A 19,925-nucleotide genomic window follows, 5' to 3' on the forward strand; every position below is an offset into this window, starting at 1 on the left:
CAATCAACCTTAAAAGGAACTTCCCATGCCATCCCTACTAATCATTCGCTTACACCCAGAACAACCCATCCCCGGCGATGAATTTACCAATTTCCTGAACGGTTTATCCATTGCCGCCCACGAAATATCCTTCAACGATCCAGAAGGCAGTGAATCCGCCTTTGGCACTGCCACTTACATCGCACCAACCCTGCCCCCTTTTCCTTCCCCACCTGACCCCGATCCCAATAGCCGAATTACTCAGCACTTCAGTATCATACCGATTGAACCCGGCGTGTTTGTAAGAACCTTTGCCGCAGTTGCCACTGCCGTCATTGAAATCCCTGACCCCCCTGCTGGAGGAGAATACCGTACCGCTGATGTCCGTTTAGTTATCACCCGTAACGGTAACGAGATAGCCCACAACCAAATCTACTACAATGTACCCGTCTCAAATGCCCCTCTTCCTGGAAATCCTAATGACTTCCAGAATCTTCAACCCGTTAGCTTACACCTAGCCTTAACCTCTTCTGCACAGAGTAGCCCAACCGTTATTTTACCCCAAAATGGTGCTGCACCTAACTTTGCAGCGCTACAGACAGCCGTAGAGGAGGTGCTAAACGCTGAACCAGGAAACCTAGCCAACATTGCCACCCTAACCCTAGATCAATGCCGCCACATTGCTTACGAAATCATTTGGGATCGCCAAGCTTATCCCCTTCCAACTCCCCAACGCTCATTAGAACAAATTTACACCGGTCCCCAAGCAGCCGACAGCGACGATGAACGCGATCGCCAACGCTTTGAAGGCGAATTAATCACTTACTACACAACCCACAATGCAGATGCCGATCGCCTAACCAACTTTGTCTTTTCCCTCTCAGCCGCCATCTGGTGTGAAGAACAAACTCAGCAAGCCACTCAAGCTGGTTTCTACTTCCCCGTCTTTCCCAACTCACCCGGGCAAGACATCAAAGTCATTCTCAAAGGTTCTGGAAATGCTACATTAAATCCCGCCTTTGCCGTTCCCGCAGACTACTTCTACGCCCTAACAGCCATTTTACCGCCCCAAGTCAAACGAGAGCAACGCTTCAAAATGGCAACCCTTGATGCTGAAGCCCAAGCGATCGCCAATTTTGAGCAGGCAATTGACGAGCATATTTTCACAGAACCTCCGGGGGTCAATCCCTACCAAGCTGCACGACGCTTGCGGGCGTTAGGTTCAGCAGAAGAAATTGGTACAGCAGAATGTGAAGTCAATCCAGGAACATCGGTACAGGGGTTAGTCAGTCATTGGTTAGCCTTCCCTGACGAAGATATCAACGGGTTTTGGGGAACATTATCTCCCACAGACACAACCGGACACCTAGACTTAGTGCTTTGTGGAATTACCAAAGCCCATGCACCTCTCATCGCCGCGATCGAAGGCGCTAGTTTTGGTGTTAACCATATCAATCATCTAGCCGCTAAAACCACGAGTGAATGGCAAGATTTATTTAACTCCAACCCAACCCTGCTTCCAGACTTTACCAAACCAGGCACAACCGAAGAACGAATCCAAGCCTTCATTCGCCACCTGCGTAAGTTTTTTGATGTTGCCAATGTATTTGATCCTCCTCCTACCCCAACCAGCGAAGCCGTTCCTCTGTTGAATCGTTCCCCAGGTAATCCAGTCGATCAACTATTAACTAATTATCCCGGTGGATTCTCATTCAGTAGCTGGGATGAAACCCTCCTCACCACAACCCTAAACGGTATTTTCCCCGGCAATCCAAACGCACAAGAACAATTTATCGAGTGGTTAACCTGCATTCAAGGGATGATCAACCTGACTAATGGCATTACCCCTATTGAAATGCAATTTTCCGTTATGGAAGCACTTTGGGCGCGGGGTTTTACCAGTCGGGATGTAATTGGCACGTTTTCTAACTCAACCGACTTTCAAGAAGCCCTAACGGGTTCAATTGCCTATGATTATGCCACTCTGATCTGGAAGAATGTTAATCCACCCCCATCCGATTCGCCACCTAGATCAAACGGATTCCAACCCGTTAACCCGGACGGTTCTCTAATCAACTGTATTCCACCTGCCCATTTATCACCCTTGGGACCCGTGGCATACTTATCCGAATTATTGAATGTCTCTGAAAACTCGACCTGTGACGATCCATTTCCTGTTCAAGTCCAGCAAACACTAGCACCCCTTCTCAACAGTCGTCGGGGAGCGCTGGGGGATTTATTCGCTACCCAAAGCAATTTAGAAGTCCCCATTCCCTTAATCGACATAGTAAATGAATCCCTGGAACAGATGGTAGCTAATGACGTAACATCGGGTATAGTTTACAACACTGCCATTGATCAAGTCGGAGGACACCAGCTAACCTCTAATGATTCGCCCAGCATTGATGTTTATCAACACGACCCAGAAACCCTACTCGAAGTCCTACCAGAACACTCTACCCCAGCAACTCCCACAGTACAACAAACCGCTTACAACCCACTCAAAAGCGACTTTTCCACCTGCCATCTGCCCTATTCCCAGCCTTTAGATGTCGCACGTACCTATTTAAACCAACTTGGCACCAGTCGCTTTGCCACAATGCGCCATTTCCGCCAAGATATTACAGAATTTGTTCTAGATCCGACAAACGAACCCGCCGCATTTCAACAGCACCTCTGGCGCTATCCAGTACGCATTGAAACCGCTATTGAATACCTGAAAATTACACCGGAAGAATACACGAACCTGTTTCAACCTGAGGGGATTTCTGCACATCTCTTGTATGGTTTTGAGTTTCCGCAATTAGACAATCAACAATTCTGGATAGAAACCGTGACCCAGGTTTCTGAATTTCTAAAGCGTACCTGCCTAACTTACTGCGAGTTTATCGATTTGTGGAAGTCCGAATTTGTCGAATTTGGGTTACAAAACAATCGAGAAGAAGGATTTCCTGATTGCGAACCCTGTTGTTTAGACAAGTACATCATTGATTTTGGCAACCCAGACATCGAAGACATTGCTCTCAAACGGCTGGCAATTTTTATCCGTCTGTGGCACAAATTACAGGCTGTTCCCAACGCTCACTATACCTTTACCGAACTGCGCGATATCTGTGACGTGCTTGGCTTGTTTGATGGAACCGATGTCAACCCCGATTTTATCCGGCAACTCGTCGCTTTTCAACTGTTGCGCGACGACTTCCAACTGTCGCTCGTCGATGGCACACCAACACTCCCCAACGCAACTGGAGCAAACCGACTCCACCTATTAGCCTTTTGGGTTCCCGGAGCAGCCAAGCGGAACTGGGCAGTCGAACACTTACTTTACCAAATTCAGCAGTACGCGATCAACGTCTATGACTGCGGTTGTCGAGAACCCGAATTTATTAAATTACTCGAAAATAACCTCGATGCAATTTCAGCCCTAGCTGGTTTCAATCCCAGCAATCCCCCGGATACTTGGCACGCCCAACCCACCCATACACTGCGTTTAGCGGAAATCTTAGCCAAAATTTACGCCTCCGAATTTGGAGTTGGCGAACTTCTCTTCCTCTTTACCAGCGAAAACCATTTACAGGGGGATGATCCCTTTCCACTCCAAACAGAGAACGAAGCCAAAGATTTCCCCCTAAGCTTGCCCGACGATGAAGAGCAGAACTCCCTCTGGGCGCTGCGCCGAAAACTCATGGCGGTTGAAATCAGCAGCGAAGCTGCCCAGCAGTGGACTTGGACACAGATGGAAACGGTTTTGCGAAACGAATTTGGCTTTTCGCCAGCCCCCGGTAACAATCCCTGGCTTTCACTGGGGCAACATTTCTTCCCAACTGTGTTAACTGATAGCGGTATCCCGGTCAGCCTCGCCCAACGGCAGTACCGCGTTTCATTGGGTTCGACTGCTGAACTGATGTGGAATACACCGCCAGACGGTCCGTTCCGCTACGATGGGACAGCACAGGAGTTGTGGACTCAAATACCACTGACTGATGAGGCAGTATTAGCGAAACTCAGTCGCATTCGCCAACTGTCTCCAACCGAGCAAAATGCTGTACGAGATCTCTACTTTCTACCGCGTGTCGATCTAGTTCATTTTGCTTTAATCTTTAACAACTTTGGGGAAGCCGAAGAACAACTGATTCAAGAACCCGATGAAAACAAGCGCTGGGCATGGTTTCAGTCGGAGTTTGCCCGATTTTATCAGCGCTGTCAGATCATGGCTGAACATTTAGCCCAACATACCGCCGATATCACCAGTAGTCCCAATCCAGAAGGGATAGAGTTAGCTAAACTGCTCCTGAAAAACCTCTGGGCAGACGAAAACAGAGCCACTAGCCCTTGGGAAAATGATAACGGTCAATCCCCTTCTGTTACCTGGCAACCCCAACCCAATGGTGGAGCCTTTGCTGCATTATTGGGACTAACGGGAACAGGACTATTAGCCGAATACTTCGGTGCAAATACAAACCTCCGCTGGCGCGAAGTTCGTGGTGGCATAGATGCCTTTGGATCTGAAGAAAATGCTAATAATGCTCCCATTCCAACCATTCTCCCTCAAATGAGCTTCACCTTCTCACCAGAACAATTACGGTTTGCTGCGGTGCGTAATGGTTTTGCCATGGCTAATACAGATGGAGCGATGTTAGGTGGAGCAGAGCCATTCACCCTGCATTGGCATGGACTTTTGCTGATTGAAAACGCAGGTGAATACGAATTTAGTGCTGGTGCGCCAACAGGATCAGGAGAGCTGCCTGATTTTGAAAACATTGCGCGATCGCACCGTTGGCGCATCACCTTGAAACGCGGTCAAAAAACCTGGATCTTGCTCGCCCATGACTGGCCCCATGAAGAAGCGCCTGCGGCTTGCTCAACACCCATTACCCTGAAAAAAGGATTCTACGAGTTAGAAATTGAGCTGGAGCGCAAGCCTTTAGTGTTTGATGGCCCAGAGGATGTTTGTCCGCAGCACACGGGTTTCCAACTGAAATACGGTGGATCGGATGCAGGTGAGGCTTGGTTAGCCATCCCCCATGACAAACTGTTTCTGGCTCAGAAAAACACAACGTTGCGAATTGAAACTATTGAGACAGTCCAACAGAACTTTTTGGCAGTCCATTACATCAGCACAGTGCGTGACATACGGCGCACATATCAGCGTGTGTTCAAAGCCATGTTGTTGGTCAATCGCCTTAACCTCTCAGCTCACCGAATTTCCGACAACGGGCAGTCAGAGTTAGGCTATCTACTCGCCCACCCAGATAACTTTGCCGGACAAGCCTACTATCGCAGCGGCGTCGCCTTTGTCACCCACACCGCTAACTTTGACCCCAATTTCTTACCTGTTTTAGATAACTATTATCCACCGTCAGTCACCCCAGATCAAAGAGTCGCTCCCACACTCCAGCGTCAGCAAGCCCTGTTTGACTGGTGGGAACGCCTGTTTGACTACACGGTGATGCGTCGTGAAACCCAACGCTCTCCCGAACAACCCGTTTGGTTGCTGTTCCACGAATCCGCAGAACTCCATCCCGACAATCCCGCTGATTTAGTTCGCCACCTGGGGATTGATCTACGGCATAATACCTTAGTTCTACAATACTATCTGGACTATCTCGTTACATCTGTCGATTTAGAAGACGATCGCTGGGCAGTGCGGGTTTGGCAATCAGAAAAATGGGTTCGGGGATTATTGAAGCGATTTTACCCCCAGGACATTCGCGAAGCTCGACCTGACCTCTGGGCATCGGATGACCCATCAATGCCAGAAACGGCTTTTGGTACAACGGAATCTGGGAATGCTAACCTAACCCAATTTTATCGTAACGGTTGTATTGAAAACGGCGAACCGCGTCGCTATGAAGAAATCAAACGCCTCAATGATGCTCTTCGCCAACGCGGACGGGCAGCACTCGTTGCTTATCTAACGCATCAGAACCGCGTTCCCCTTCCCTGGGGCGGTTTTGCCACAGAAGCCAAACAGTTGAGCGAATTGCTGTTGCTGGATGTGGAAGTAGGAATTTGTCAAAAAGCCAGCCGTATTGAAGAAGCCGTCAGTGCAATTCACCTGTTTGTTCAACGTACACGGCTGGGATTGGAGCCGGGATTTATCGCGTCATCAGATTTCGTTCTAGCTTGGGAGCGCCACTTTGCCAGCTTCCGGGTTTGGCAAGCCTGCAAACGGCGGCTCATTTATCGAGAAAACTGGGTGGAATGGGACGAATTACAAGCGGCGCAACAAACAGAAGCATTCCAATTCTTAGAATCTGAACTGCGTCGTGCTGACCTAACCCTGCCAATTCCTGGAGGACTGACGTATTGGAACAGTTCGCGTCCACCCACTCACCCAGGAATAACTCCCCTTCAGCACCGTGAACCTGCAACTCAGCAATTTCTCAACCCGATACCAGAGGGACTAGGCTTAATGGGGACACCTGATCGCCACGCCCGCCCAACTTGGTTGGCACCTGTGCGCGTTGAAAGCCAAGGCAACCCTGCACAAGATGCCGGAGAAGACCGAGAAGGCCAAGAGAATGAAAATAGTTCTGACCCTATCGTCTCGTCAGCTTTCAATCCCCAACAACATGTTACAGAAGCGAACCTACCCATGTGGCTACAAGCCGCCATCCGGTTAGGCACAAAATTTATCAGAGTAGCGGCAGCAGACATCCCACCAGCAACTACAACCTTTGAACCCCAATGTAGAGTTTCCCAATCATCAGCTTGCTGTAGCATCTGTGGGAAAGTACATCCAGCCCTGATGGACGAGTATTACTTCTGGATTGAAGAAACCCGATATTACGCAGCTCAAGAATATGACGCAGAAGAAGGTGCTGCAGAAGAAGGTGCTATAGAGCAAATCGCTGAATGGGGGACTACTGCTGAGAATCGGCGACAAGGAATTGAAGCTGATCCGCAGACCGACTGGCATCGTCCAGAGCAACTACCGGGTCTATTACACTGGAATTCCCAGCGAATGGTGCATCTGCGTTGGTGTCGCGTTCATAATGGTGAGTTTCAGCAACCTCGACAATCTTACGAAGGGGTAAGGCTTCAGCAAGAAACAAGCCCAGAATTGGTCTTCTCCGGACGTAGTGGCGACTCGCTCTATTTTGAAATCACAGGCGGTCAAGCCCCGATAGGAATTCCAGCACCATCTCAACCCGATCAAGCTCCAGCCCCCGGTTTCCGTTACGATCTTGCCTTAGATGAAGCAACTGTCGTGCCGCAAGTGGTCACTCCTCCTGCGCCAGAACTTATCGGTGGATTAGCGGCATTTCCCTTCTTCGCTTGGTTTGATCCAGGTCAACCTTTGTTCCCCCCCTCACTATTCAGCCCAGCCGTTGCAGTCGCCCGTCATCTACGGGTACACTGCCGCTTTGAGGCAGCTTTAAAATGGTACAAACTGGTTTATAACCCGTTACTCAATGACAATACCTGGCATATTTGCCCACCTGATGATCGGGGATACAAAGAACCTGGAACCGAAGACTGTTGCTGTCCCAGTGATCCAGTTTCTGATGCTGAGGTGAAAGAGCGAGCTATTCTGCTGCAATACCTAGATACCCTGCTGCAATGGGGCGATGCGTTAATGCGGAAAAATACCCCAGAAGCGTTTCAGCAAGCCCGCCTGATTTTCGATACCGCCGCGAAAATTTTGGGAGCCACACCCACAACTGTATTGTTGAACGGCAATACACAAGGTACATTCCCTGTTTTCCGCTTTCAATCAGCTTGTGCGCCGATCAATCCGCGACTGATGTGTCTCTATGCAAACGTTAGCGATCGCCTTACTTTAATTCATACTTGCTTGAACGCAAAGCGACTCAAGAATGGTCGCCCAAACCTCGATATGCCCTATTTTGGCAATAGTGATATTCGAGACTGCTGGAAAACCAGCCGCGAAATTTGTACTGACGAAAGTGAATGGTGCTTACCACAAAGTCCCTACCGCTTTATGGTCTTGATTCAGAAAGCACAGGAAATGGCAGGTGATGTGCGTGCTTTTGGTAGTGCGCTGCTGGCTGCCTATGAAAAAGGGGATGCAGAGTACCTATCAACCATGCGAACTATGCATGAACGGCAGTTGCTTAATCTAACTCTAGAAATACGGCAGCATCAATGGCGAGAAGCAGATTGGCAAATACAAGCTTTACGAAAGACCAAGGAAATCGCTCAGACACGCTTGCAATACTACAAAAATCTGATTGCCGTTGGGCTGATTAGTGGAGAAGCACAATATGAACCACGCACGATTAGCTCAACCACGACTCGGGCTGCTGGTAATGTTGCTGTAGCACTAGGGCAGACTTTGAATCTTATTCCTGACCCGTATGTGGGATTTCCCTGCAATCAGATCAAATTGCCGCCTGGTGAAAAATTAAGCGCCATTGTTTCAGCATTTGGCACTATAGCAAATACAGTTGCCGACATTCTAAATACGATTGCATCATTAGGACTTACAAAAGCTGGATGGGAGCGCCGCGAACAAGAATGGAAACATCAGGTAGACGTACTGACAATTGAAATTGAGCAAATCGAACGACAAATTCTTGCTGCTGAGCGTCGCCGTGACATTGCACTACGTGAATTGAATAATCACCAGCAGCAAATCGAAAATACTGCCGAAGTACACGACTTCCTACGTGACAAATTTACTAACCATGCCCTCTACCTATGGATGCAACAGGAAACCGCAGCAATGCACCATCAAATGTACGAATTGGCATTGCACTGCGCCCGACAAGCTCAACGCGCCTTTAACTTTGAGCGAGGACACACTGCCCGACAGTTCATTCCAACAGAAATGTGGGACAATCTCCACGCAGGACTTCTATCGGGCGAGCGATTGCAATTAGCCCTACGTCACCTAGAAAAGGCGTACTACGATGAAAATGTCCGTGAGTATGAACTAACCAAGCACATTTCTTTGCGCCTGCACTTTTCAATGGCTTTTCTGCAACTGCGAACCACTGGTTATTGTGAGATTGAAATACCTGAATGGATGTTCGATCTCGACTATCCAGGTCATTATATGCGGCGTATCAAGAACGTAACGATGACGATTCCGTGTGTGGTAGGTCCGTACACCGGAGTACATTGCCGCCTGACCCTGTTGAGCAGCAAAACCCGTGTGGAGTCAAAACTGATCGCTCCACCCCATACCTGTTGTCATGACGAGCGTTGGAAAAATGGGTATCAAGCGATGCCCGACGATCCTCGGATTGTTTCGATGTATGGGGCGACTGAAGCGATCGCAACTTCTAGCGGACAGAATGACTCCGGGATGTTTGAACTAAACTTCCGCGATGAACGTTATTTGCCATTTGAGTTCTCTGGTGCAGTGAGCCGATGGCGGATAGAACTGCCTTTAGAGAACAATCATTTTGATATGGAGACACTGAGCGATATCGTTTTGCATCTCAACTTCACAGCTCGCGACGGTGGAGAAAAGCTGCGCCAAGTGGCTAACGAATGTGCCCAGCAAAATCTACCCGATGCCGGCGTGCGTTTCTTCGATGTCAAGCGTGAGTTTCCAGAAGCTTGGCATTCATTGGTTGGCAATGGGTCTAATGTTCCAGGCGACAGGCAATTGGGGATTCGGCTGAGTCGAAATTTGTTCCCGTATTTGACCGGAAACAAAAGGATTGGTATCCAACGACTAGAAATCTTTTTTGAAGCGCCTGGAGCCAATCCGAGTACACACCACATTGTTGAGTTTTGGGCTGGACAACGTATGAGTCGAATCAGGGAGGAAAAATGCAACTGCAATGTACATAGCATTGTCTGTGTGGCTGATGCTAAGTGGCCAGCACTTTTTCACGGTGTATTGGAAATTGACCTTGAAATCTTCAGTCAGTCCGGATATCAAGACTTAGGGATATTCAGATTTCCAGAGAATATTGGCGCGATCGCAAATACTTATTTGTTCTTTGGGTACAACCTACATTCCGCAGATCCTAACTCAGCTCCCTGGACTTTAGACTAAATTTTTGAGTTTTCAAGAAGAGCGTTATTCAATACGTGCCAAATAGAACGGTTGGGGTGACAACGACCCAGTCTTACTCGACTGGGTTTGTTTTTTTTGTCACAAGCGGGTACACTCTAAAACCCAGTCACCTCAAAACTTCACTCGACTCAAACTCGATTGGCTAAAAACGCCACAGTAGAAGAAATCACATCAGCAATATCGGCTGGATCAAGTGCGTAAATTTTGTCTAAAACTTCTGCCTTAATCCTCTCATTGCTAGACATATTGTCATCTTTTACATCCACAACTCCTTTGTTCTCTAACCCATAACGGTAGACTGACAGGGAAATTTCCCCGTCTAAATAAAGTTGCAGGGTTCTGGGGGTACCACCGCTCACCTTTGCCAATTGCCGGAAATTCCTGGAATCCGGCTCAGGTTTAGTTTTCCCCTTCAACCACCGATATACCGTGGAGAAATCTACACCAATAGCATTAGCCAAGCTGCTTTGAGTCCAACCCTCTTCTAGCAGCTGTTCAATCAACTGATTCAGCCGCTGTTGAGGAACCTGGAGGTGAGAAGACACGAATGCAGTCACTATCTGTTTAATTAATTGGCTCTGTTTATTAATTAATTATACTCTTTACACTCATTGCCCTACTCCCCACCAAAAGTCGGGACTAGGACTGTACACTCGCTCACGGTTTCAACGTTACCCGTCGATCCCCTGTGTCTTATTAAACGGTAAAACTCTTACATTGACAAGGTTTGCTGGGATTTCTCTCCCCAGTCCCATCCCCCTGCCTGTAGCCCTCTTGTATGCAAGACTATTTCTTGGCTGATACAAAAATAGATCCAATAAAGGACTAAAATTAGGCAATAATAGATATTGCATAATGCAATAATAGATATTGCACGGTGCAAATTCAGGCAACAGCCGTCAAAATGTCCAGCAATCATTAGCAGACACGCATTTGGCGGCGCACAGGGCAACTCAGGACGTTCAACCTTGCAAAAGGAGAAGATTAAATGCAATCTCCTAAGATTATCGGTCATAGCGATCAAGCCAATACCCAAACCTTAGCGGATACAGAACACGAACTAACCAATGCTGAGATAGTAGAATTCAGAAGTCTGGAAGCTACCGTAGAACAGGGTTTAAGAGCGTTTTGGCAAATCGGACAAGCCTTACGGCAGATTCGGGACAAGCGCTTATACCGACAAGACTACAGGACTTTTGAGGATTATTGCCTTGCCCGTTGGGAAATATCTCGCCGCTCAGCTTATCAGTTGATTGAAGCGGCTTCGGTGGTGGAAAATGTGCGCCATGGCGCACAAATTATCCCCGCCAATGAGCGCCAAGCTCGTCCTCTCACTGCCTTAAAACCTGAACAGCAACAGGCAGCATGGGCTAAGGCGGTATCTACGGCTCCTAGGGGTAAAGTGACGGCTACTCACGTCGCCCAAGTCGCTCAGGAGTACCGACAGCAGAGTGCGCGTACTGCCGCTAACCCACCGCATTCATCCGGAAACCACTCCAGAACCGATGGAAGTTCGCCTCCTGAGGCACAAACAAATTACAAGAGCTGCTGGAATTGCTCTCATTGCAGTTTAGAGCTGCTCGATGACCCCCAAACGTTTTATTGCAACCAGTTCGGGGTGTTGAATTTTATAGAAAAGGACGGAAACCAACGGGGAGCTGAATGCGAATTGTGGGCGGCTCGATGGGCAAAATCCGATGAGACCAAAAGGACTCGGATACTGAAAAGGGAAACCTTCACTCTAACCCTACAGCTTCCAGCCCACTTGCAACCACTCCTTCGAGATACGGCTAAAGCTGAGGGATTAGTTGCCGTAGATTGGGCTGTCCAGGTTCTAGAAGCCGCCATTTCTGCGAATCGTTCTGTCCCCAGTGAAGCCATCCTGGACGTTTCAGAGGCTGCCCGAAATGAAGGGAATGCAGATTCTGAGCCAACTCAAGGGCGTTCTGAGGGAACGGCTGCCGCTTGATTTGGTAAATAGCGATCGCGTTGTGTCTTCTCCAGCAGCATCCCTGAGTCTGCCACTTCATAATTTGACTGATCGGCTGAGTTCTTAAACCTGGTTTCCTTTAATTGTCATCGTTTCTACAGCCACAGCTGCTACCTGAGCAGCCGCCTCGAACGAAAGACCTCGTACTTCTGATATAAGCTGTTGAACGCTACTACTGCTCTTAGGTAACGATTCGCCTTCCAAATAGGCTTGCAGTTCATTGAGTGTCCAGCCTTTAAGAGCCGCAATTTTGGTCAGCACTCGTAAGCGGGGTTCACCTCTTCCCTGCTCCCACTGGCGGACATTGGTATGAGTTGTCCCAATTAAATCGGCAAACTCTCTGAACGAGCGACCTGCTCTCAGCTCAATCAACAAAGCTGCTAGTCTGCCCTCGAACATGTTTTGACTCACTTGATTAACGGGTTTGTGTGCAACTTCCACCGCCGCCAACTTTCAACCAATCCAACTGCTAACAAAAACAAGCTACCACCAATTAACAACAGCTGAGGACTTGGCAAACGTGCCAATCACGACTAATCTGGAAACATTACTCCCATAATTGGAAGCATTCCTTCCAAATGAGTCCACAGCGTTTTGATGGCTACACCTACCTAATTGTAGGCATCAAAGCCGACTCCCGCAAGTTAGTGTTAGGGATTCTCCCATCACATACCAACTGCCACTAGGCTCCAAGGCAGAGGGTGAAAACGTTCCTTGGAGCTGCCTGCCCTAAAGCCTTATGCCTTTTTGGTCATTGCCTGCGTATAGGTAACAATAATGGATAACTCTCTGACTTCACCAACTAAGGTGGCTCTGGAAAACCCACCCGCTGTATTTTCCCAAGTCGATCCTCGGCTTCTGAAACCCCATCCCTACAACTCCTCTATTTATGGCGAAGAGGATGTGACTGAATTAATTGAACTCATTCGGCAGTCTGGGTGGGTCAAGCCATTGGTTATTACTCCCAACTCCCTGATAATCTCAGGACACCGTCGTGCCAAAGCCGTACTCAAACTGGGGTGGTCAACCGTTTCCGTAGAGGTAAGGACATTTGCTACAAAGGAAGCCGAACTAGAAGCCCTATTACTCGAAAACGCCTCCCGCACCAAAACCACAGAACAAAAAGTTCGAGAAGCCGAAGCTTGGAAACGTGTCGAACAAGCCAAAGCCAGAAAGCGCATGAGCGAGGCGGGACAAAAATCTGCCCCCGGTAAACCCGCCGAGAAAGGTGTGGAAAATTTTCCACACCTTTGCCCAAAAGGGAAAACCCGCGATCGCCTTGCTAAACTCGTGGGATTAGGTTCGGGTCGTACCTACTCCAAAGCCGCCAAAGTCGTTGATGTCATTGATCATGAAACCCGTTTGGGCAATCTAGAAACCGCTCAGAGTCTGCGCCAAACTTTAAACTCAAAAAGTATAGACGCCGCTTGGAATCTCCTCAAACATCCTCCAAAAAGAGCGACAACTACAAAAAACAGCAATGACAACAGACTCAATCAGACCGCCTCTACCTTGAACGGCAATGGGAATGTTCTCAAGCGTAACTGCTGGAGTTGTCAACATCGCGGGGAATTCATCGAAAATAACAGCTTCTACTGAACAACCAACAATGGCTCAACTTAACTCAAACCAATCACGGCAGGGGCAATGGGCAACTGTCGGGTTAAGTCTTGTCAATGGTAGTCCATCAATTCCCTACCCATTCACACTGCTCCACATCTCGCTCAAGGCTCGGTTAACCAAACAACGGTTTGAAAGAGGACAAAATTAATGTCAACAGGACATAATAACAGTAGAGGAGCGACAAAATCTCAACCCGGTGCATTACAGCTAGAAATTTCCGGATTAGAGATACCCCTAGCCCAAGACAACCATAAGCGGCTGCGGAAACCGACAGACCAACCTCAGACCGAACCACCACTTTTTACACACAGGGCAATCGAGATGATGGCAACTGGAGCACCAGTGATTAGTGCCACCCAAGCATTTCTCAAAACTCCGGAGTGGCATGAATACAGCCCTGGTCACCTTTATTTCCAACGACAGTTTGGCAAGGGACGTTACATCGAATTTTTCATCCTGAACCAACAAAAACATCAACCGGGATTCATCACTAGCTTTGCCGAACCAGAAATTTTAGAGCAATACGGCGTCCATGCTGCACGGTTACATGCCATATTCGCCACTTATGCTGCCCAGCAGCAAGAGCCTTGGAAAGATTCATTTACACTCTTGGGGAGTGACTTGATCAAGATGTTGCGCCTGCATCGGGGAAATAAGCTTAAAAAATCCCAGAAGCTCAAAGCTGTTACCGACCTAGCCTGTATTTTAGGTACCCTTGGTGTAAAAATCCAATGGCAGGAAGGCAACCTTAATCTGACGATTATCGAACGCTCCCCTTTCTGGATAGTCAGCGTCAAAGAATACTATCAAAACACCATATTCGGGAATCCAGAGGAACTGTTTGAAGCCGCCATCTGCGTCCAAGCTGGACCTTGGACCCGCAACTTCCTGAATAAAGAAGGGCAACGGGAGAGTAAAGCGCTCTACCAATATGGATTCATCGATAAAGCTGTCTTTAACCTTGACCCTAATCGGCAAAAGTTAGCCGCTGCCCTAGCGCTTTACCTGATCCAAAACCGCCGCGCTCACCCAAGTGGTAAGTACAGCATTCGGTCATTGCTATCAGCGGTGATGTCTGCTCAAGAGATAGAGGCTATTGGTAGGGACAGGCGCAAACGTTCACGCTTCGTTAAACAAGTCTATCGCCTTCTGGAGTCTCTCACAGAAATTCAGTTTAGAATTCAGTTTGACCCCTCATTTCCGGAAGCATTACGACCAAGCTGGGCTAGTTTACCCGATGAAAATGATGTACAGATAGATCCAGTAGCAACCGCTCCTAAAAACAACCGGATGCCCGATGGGTTCTTCACAGACTGGCTCAACTGTGTGATCACGATTACTGTCCCAACCCGAATTGAGGCGGCACTTAAACAGTTGAAACATCAGAGAACAAGGACAGCTAAACAGGCTTCTGATAAGCGTAAGTCTATAAACGTTCAAAAACCTAATCAGACCAATACTCCTCCACCTGAACAGTCACATTTTGAACCCTGCACCCATTCAACCAACCTAACAGGGGCACAACTCAAACAAGCTCGCCAATCCAAACACTGGACACAGGCTCATTTGGCGTCCCTAATCGGGAAAAGTACCAGTTGGGTAAAACTGGTTGAAAGCGAACGGCGAAGAATTAAAGAGGATGACCAAGTAGCGCTGCAAAAAATCCTCAATCTGCAATGAACCAGGAGATTGCTGAAATATTTTACGCGCTGTAATAGATGGGATGGGAGAGAGCGATCGCACTCCTTGCCAATCACAGGGGAGAGAGCGATCGCCTATTTTGTCTACTTAGACCAGTTCAAGCAGTACATATCACCATCGATTTCTAGAAGCATAGCTTCTTGACGCAGGGCATCTCGCATTTGGCAAACAAAATCAAACACTTTGAAAAAGTGCTGGCACAAAGCTGGCTCATCCATGTGCGATTTAACCCAGACATTTTGCTCAGTTACTAAACCCACCGTATCACTGACGTAAGTTCCGATTTCTGACCAGATCCGAGTACCACCAAAGGACTCAGACATTAGTTGAGCAGCTTCATGAAGGTAAACAGAAGTATCAGCTATGACGTTCACATCAACAGTTCCTGGTACAAGGATAGCGAGGCTATGCCGCCATCTCTGAACTTCTCCAGGGAAGTCTGATAAAACCTGCTGAATCTGTCCAGCATGGTTCAGGGTTTTGGAATTCGCCGCATCTATTTGTATCGTTTGATACATTTTGCAGCCTTGGATTAAGTCCTGGAAGTCTGGACTTTGAGAGAGAATGTCTTTTATACTCATCATGGCTGTTAGCCTCAATTTCAACTGAATCAAGACTAAATTTGGGGTAATTAAATGGTCAAAACTACCCCAAAGAGTCTGAAAGCCAGTTATAATAAGGGTTAAAGTATTAAGGTAGGCTCATGAGTATTGGAGTTCCCCCAATAAATTTTGAATAGGCGGCTAGGAGGTAATTATGTCAGGTCTTAGCACTGGACCTAGCGTGCAAAAGTGGGTCAGTCAACTTTTTGAAGCTATACTGAGCTTTGCTGCGGATGAGCTACCCAACTACCAGAACATACCTATTGAGTGCAACCATCCAGATAGCACAACGTTAATTCTGAAAACAGAACTACGGCATCTAGTCACCTTAGCTAATTGCCAAAATATTAAAACCTCTAAAGGAAAGAAACTTTCTTCAGGAAATATTAGAGATGCATTGAAAAGTTGCCTAGAAGATTTTTTACACATTCTTGAATATAAATCTGAAGGACGTAGACCAGAATCAAAACTAACTCTTACATTTACGTTGTGGGATGAATGGGATACCGATTTAGAAAAAAGCTTAGAAAAATTTAATGACTGTTGGACAAGAAATAATAAACAAAAGGAGAAACGGAAAAAGTTTCAAAAAACTAGAACCCCAATTTTAGATGGTTCGACAGCTAATCAGCCTCATTATTGCCGTCAAGATTGGGGTACAATACCAACTTTTGCAGATGAACCTTTCTTTGGACGGCAGGAAAAGTTAGAAAAACTGAAAAACTGGATTATTAAGGATCGTTGTCGATTAATTGCCATTGTTGGTGTGGGTGGAATGGGCAAAACTCACCTTTCAGTAAAGTTTGGCAAAGGAGGAATCGGCAAAACTGCTTTAGCAGAAAAAATAGCTGTAAATATTCAGGATGAATTTGATTACATTATTGGTCGTAGACTTTTAAATTCTCTTCCTTTTGAAGAGACTATGGCAGATTTGATAAGATTTTTGTCAGACAATAAAGAAATTGATTTACCTAGAACTGTAGACGAAAAGATATCAAGGCTTTTGAATTACTTGAATCAATCTCGTTGTTTAATAATATTAGACAATTTCGACACTATTTTAGAGGGAAAAAATGGTACTAAACGGTATCGAAAAGGGTACGAACCCTATGGTCAGCTCTTAGAGCTAATAGGAAGATCTGAACATAAAAGCTGCTTGCTATTAACCAGTCGAGAGAAACCATTAATTAGCAAGGCAGAAAGTCTAGAAAAAATTGCTGGTAAAACTAGACCTGTTCGTTTTTTTGAATTAGAAGGATTAGATACTTTATCTGCTAGACAACTTTTTGAATCCCTTGGCGATTTCAAAGGTTCTGACCAAGATTGGCGAAAATTAATTAAATTTTACGAAGGCAATCCTTCAGCTTTAGATCTAGTTGCCAGAGAAATATCTGAAGCACATTCATCAAATATATCTGAATTCTTGAAAAAAGGAATAAAGATAAGTAAAGGTGTTGAACAGCTATTTGATCAACAATTTCAAAAATTGTCTAACCCTGAAAAATCTATTATGTATTGGCTAGCAATTAATAGACAGCCAGTATCAATTGAAGAATTTAAAGAAGATATATTATCTCCAGAAGATAAAAGAAGAGTAACAGAAAATATACAATTTATTAAAAGAAGTTTTCGCATAACCAATACTGAAGATGGAAAATTTGCACTACAGCCTTTGTTCATGGAGTACATGGCTGAGAAATTAATTCCAACTATAATTTCTGAAATTAAAACCAAAAGTTTTTCAGTTTTTAACAGTCACGCATTGATAAAAGCCAACTCAAAAGAATATGTTATGGCAGAACAAAAACGTATAATTTTTGAACGAATATTGGCAGAAATAAAATACTATTTTGGCAATCTCAATAATTTAACCCTACAACTCAAAGAGATTCTTTCAGAAATTCGCAATAATTCACAACAAGGATATGCTGCTGGAAATATCATTAATCTCTTATGCGAATCAGGAGCAGATTTAACAGGTTATAATTTTTCAGGTCTAACTGTTTGGCAAGCCTATTTACAGGAAAAGCCTTTACATCAGGTTAACTTTTCTCAATGCGACCTGGCTAAGTCCGCTTTCCGAGAAGACTTTGGGACAATTAGATGTGTAGCACTTAACCCAACTGGGAAATTAGCAGCAGCAGGAACAACCAACGGTGAAGTTATTCTTTGGGAAATAGAGGATGAAACTCGTATTTATACATTCACAGGTCATTCGGATTGGGTGTGGACGATCACATTCAGTCCGGATGGTAATATTCTAGCGAGTGGTAGTGGTGACGAAAAAGTTTATTTATGGGACGTTAAAAGTAGAAAACACCTGCATACTTTAACCGAAAATGGAAGAGTTAGATCTGTTGCCTTTAGTCATGATAGCCAAATTATTGCCAGCGGGGGTGAAGACAATAAGGTAAAATTGTGGGATGTTAATTCAGGGAAATTAATTAAACAGCTTGAAGGACATGATGGATGGACTAATACAGTTGCTTTTAGCGCTGATGATAAACTCATTGCTAGTGGAAGCGAAAATAGTAAAAAACTAATAATTTGGCGTGTTTCTAATGGTGAAATTTTTAAAATTATTGATTATCCCGGTGGAATTTTATCTCTTGGCTTTAGTCCTAACGGGAATTCACTCGCTATTGCAGGTCAGCCCAATACGGGTTACTCTAACGAAATATGGCTAATGGATACCTCTAGCTGGAATTGCGCTTTTAAATTACGTGGACATAAGGGATGGGTAGGAACAGTCAGTTTTAATCATAAAGGTAATCTCCTGGCTACTGGTGGAGAAGACAAAACTATTCGCTTGTGGGATAGTGAGACAGGTAAATTAAAATGGGCTTTAACAGGTCATAAAGCTTCAATTCGAGGGTTAGCATTTCCAATAGAGAATAGTCAAACTCTTTTTAGTGGTGGGGAAGACCAAAGCGTAAGGCTTTGGGATATTATTTCAGGCAAATGTAACAGGATCATTCAAGGTTATACAAATCCAGTTTGGTCTATTACCTTCAGCACCAAGGGATCATTACTGGTTAGCGGAGGGGAAGATCGCGTAGTTAGACTATGGGATGTTTCAACAGAAGATAAAAGTTACAGAGAGCTAACACGCCATCAACATCTAGTCAGAACATTAGCGTTTAATACACAAGGTACTCTTTTAGCTAGTGGTAGTTATGATGGTACTGTAGTAATATGGGATACTACTTCATGGAAAATTGTTAAAACTCTAAAAGAGGACAAAAGTTTAGAAAACGAAAATTCAGGTCGTGTTATTTCAGTTGCTTTTAGCCAAGATAGTAAAAAGCTAGCTGTCAGCTATTACTATGGTAAAAAAGTTAGCTTGTGGGACATTGAAAAATGGGAATTGATTGATACAATCTCTGACTTTAAAGAGCGAGTTAGAGACGTAGCTTTTTGCCCAAATAAAGATATTTTAGCAATAAGTAACGACAGTACTAAAGAACCAATGATAAAACTATGGGATATTAAGAAACGTCAAGATATTCGTTGCTTGAGAGGTCATACTGGTCCAGTTTGGTCGTTATCTTTTAGTCCTGATGGAAAAATACTGGCTAGTGGGAGTGCTGACAAAACAATACGTTTGTGGAATTGGAAAACAGGGGAGTCTATAGAGTTAAAGGGACATGAGGCTAGAATCAGATCAATTGCTGTTAATGCAGATGGTAAGATGATAGTCAGTGGCAGCGATGATAATACATTGAGAATATGGAATATTGCTATCTTAAAAGGTAGTATCTCAGGAAAATGTATTAAGACATTTGAGGGGCATCAGAGCTGGATTTGGTGTGTTTCTTTTAGTTTAGATGGTAATACTGTAGCTAGTGCCAGTGATGATGGTACAGTAAGACTTTGGTCTATTAAGGATAATAAGTGTATTAGAACCCTAAGACCTGATAGATTTTATGAAGGTATGAATATCACAGGTGTTGTTGGTTTAACAGAAGCACAGAAAAGTATGCTCATAAATATGGGTGCTGTTGAAGATTAAAAAATTGAAGATTAAAAA

8 protein-coding genes are annotated in these 19,925 nt (G+C 45.6%); 5 read left to right on the forward strand and 3 right to left on the reverse strand.

Annotated elements, in window-relative coordinates; all coding sequences use genetic code 11:
- Positions 1–25 precede the first annotated feature (25 nt).
- Positions 26–9,958 carry a Tc toxin subunit A-related protein gene (locus RIG66_RS28600; protein WP_446382687.1) on the forward strand — a complete coding sequence of 3,311 codons (9,933 nt, stop codon included), beginning with the start codon at positions 26–28 and terminating at the stop codon, positions 9,956–9,958.
- A gap of 149 nt (positions 9,959–10,107) precedes the next feature.
- Here the strand turns inward: RIG66_RS28600 and RIG66_RS28605 are convergent, their stop codons facing one another.
- Positions 10,108–10,524, reverse strand: coding sequence for a helix-turn-helix domain-containing protein (locus tag RIG66_RS28605; RefSeq protein WP_446382689.1), 417 nt, complete (start codon positions 10,522–10,524; stop codon positions 10,108–10,110).
- A gap of 443 nt (positions 10,525–10,967) precedes the next feature.
- Between RIG66_RS28605 and RIG66_RS28610 the strand changes: the two genes are divergently transcribed.
- The gene (locus RIG66_RS28610) at positions 10,968–11,948 is read left to right on the forward strand and encodes a hypothetical protein (RefSeq protein ID WP_446382691.1); all 981 of its coding nucleotides are present in this window, start codon (positions 10,968–10,970) and stop codon (positions 11,946–11,948) included.
- A gap of 84 nt (positions 11,949–12,032) precedes the next feature.
- Here RIG66_RS28610 and RIG66_RS28615 read toward each other — a convergent pair whose 3' ends face one another.
- The gene (locus tag RIG66_RS28615; RefSeq protein ID WP_446382693.1) at positions 12,033–12,410 is read right to left on the reverse strand and encodes a helix-turn-helix domain-containing protein; all 378 of its coding nucleotides are present in this window, start codon (positions 12,408–12,410) and stop codon (positions 12,033–12,035) included.
- Positions 12,411–12,746: 336 nt separating this feature from the next.
- Here RIG66_RS28615 and RIG66_RS28620 point away from each other — a divergent pair, with 336 nt between their 5' ends.
- Together RIG66_RS28620 and RIG66_RS28625 are read left to right on the forward strand one after the other, a co-directional pair.
- A complete protein-coding gene (locus tag RIG66_RS28620; protein WP_446382695.1) occupies positions 12,747–13,568 on the forward strand; it encodes a ParB/RepB/Spo0J family partition protein in 822 nt (273 codons plus the stop codon).
- Positions 13,569–13,739: 171 nt separating this feature from the next.
- Positions 13,740–15,272 (forward strand): helix-turn-helix domain-containing protein, encoded by a 1,533-nt coding sequence (locus RIG66_RS28625; protein WP_446382697.1) that lies wholly within the window; start codon positions 13,740–13,742, stop codon positions 15,270–15,272.
- A gap of 104 nt (positions 15,273–15,376) precedes the next feature.
- Here RIG66_RS28625 and RIG66_RS28630 read toward each other — a convergent pair whose 3' ends face one another.
- A complete protein-coding gene (locus tag RIG66_RS28630; RefSeq protein WP_446382699.1) occupies positions 15,377–15,877 on the reverse strand; it encodes a hypothetical protein in 501 nt (166 codons plus the stop codon).
- Between the two features lie 172 nt (positions 15,878–16,049).
- Between RIG66_RS28630 and RIG66_RS28635 the strand changes: the two genes are divergently transcribed.
- Positions 16,050–19,907: a WD40 domain-containing protein gene (locus RIG66_RS28635; protein WP_446382701.1), complete on the forward strand. Its 3,858-nt coding sequence runs from the start codon at positions 16,050–16,052 to the stop codon at positions 19,905–19,907.
- The last annotated feature ends 18 nt before the right edge of the window (positions 19,908–19,925 follow it).

The sequence above is a fragment of the Coleofasciculus sp. E2-BRE-01 genome (genome assembly GCF_040221695.1).
Taxonomy (GTDB): domain Bacteria; phylum Cyanobacteriota; class Cyanobacteriia; order Cyanobacteriales; family Coleofasciculaceae; genus Coleofasciculus.

Coding starts and splice junctions, on each gene's coding strand:
- RIG66_RS28600 (WP_446382687.1), top strand. CDS start 26: ATGCCATCCCTACTAATCATTCGCTTACACCCAGAACAACCCATCCCC.
- RIG66_RS28635 (WP_446382701.1), top strand. CDS start 16,050: ATGTCAGGTCTTAGCACTGGACCTAGCGTGCAAAAGTGGGTCAGTCAA.
- RIG66_RS28630 (WP_446382699.1), bottom strand. CDS start 15,877: ATGATGAGTATAAAAGACATTCTCTCTCAAAGTCCAGACTTCCAGGAC.
- RIG66_RS28625 (WP_446382697.1), top strand. CDS start 13,740: ATGTCAACAGGACATAATAACAGTAGAGGAGCGACAAAATCTCAACCC.
- RIG66_RS28610 (WP_446382691.1), top strand. CDS start 10,968: ATGCAATCTCCTAAGATTATCGGTCATAGCGATCAAGCCAATACCCAA.
- RIG66_RS28620 (WP_446382695.1), top strand. CDS start 12,747: ATGGATAACTCTCTGACTTCACCAACTAAGGTGGCTCTGGAAAACCCA.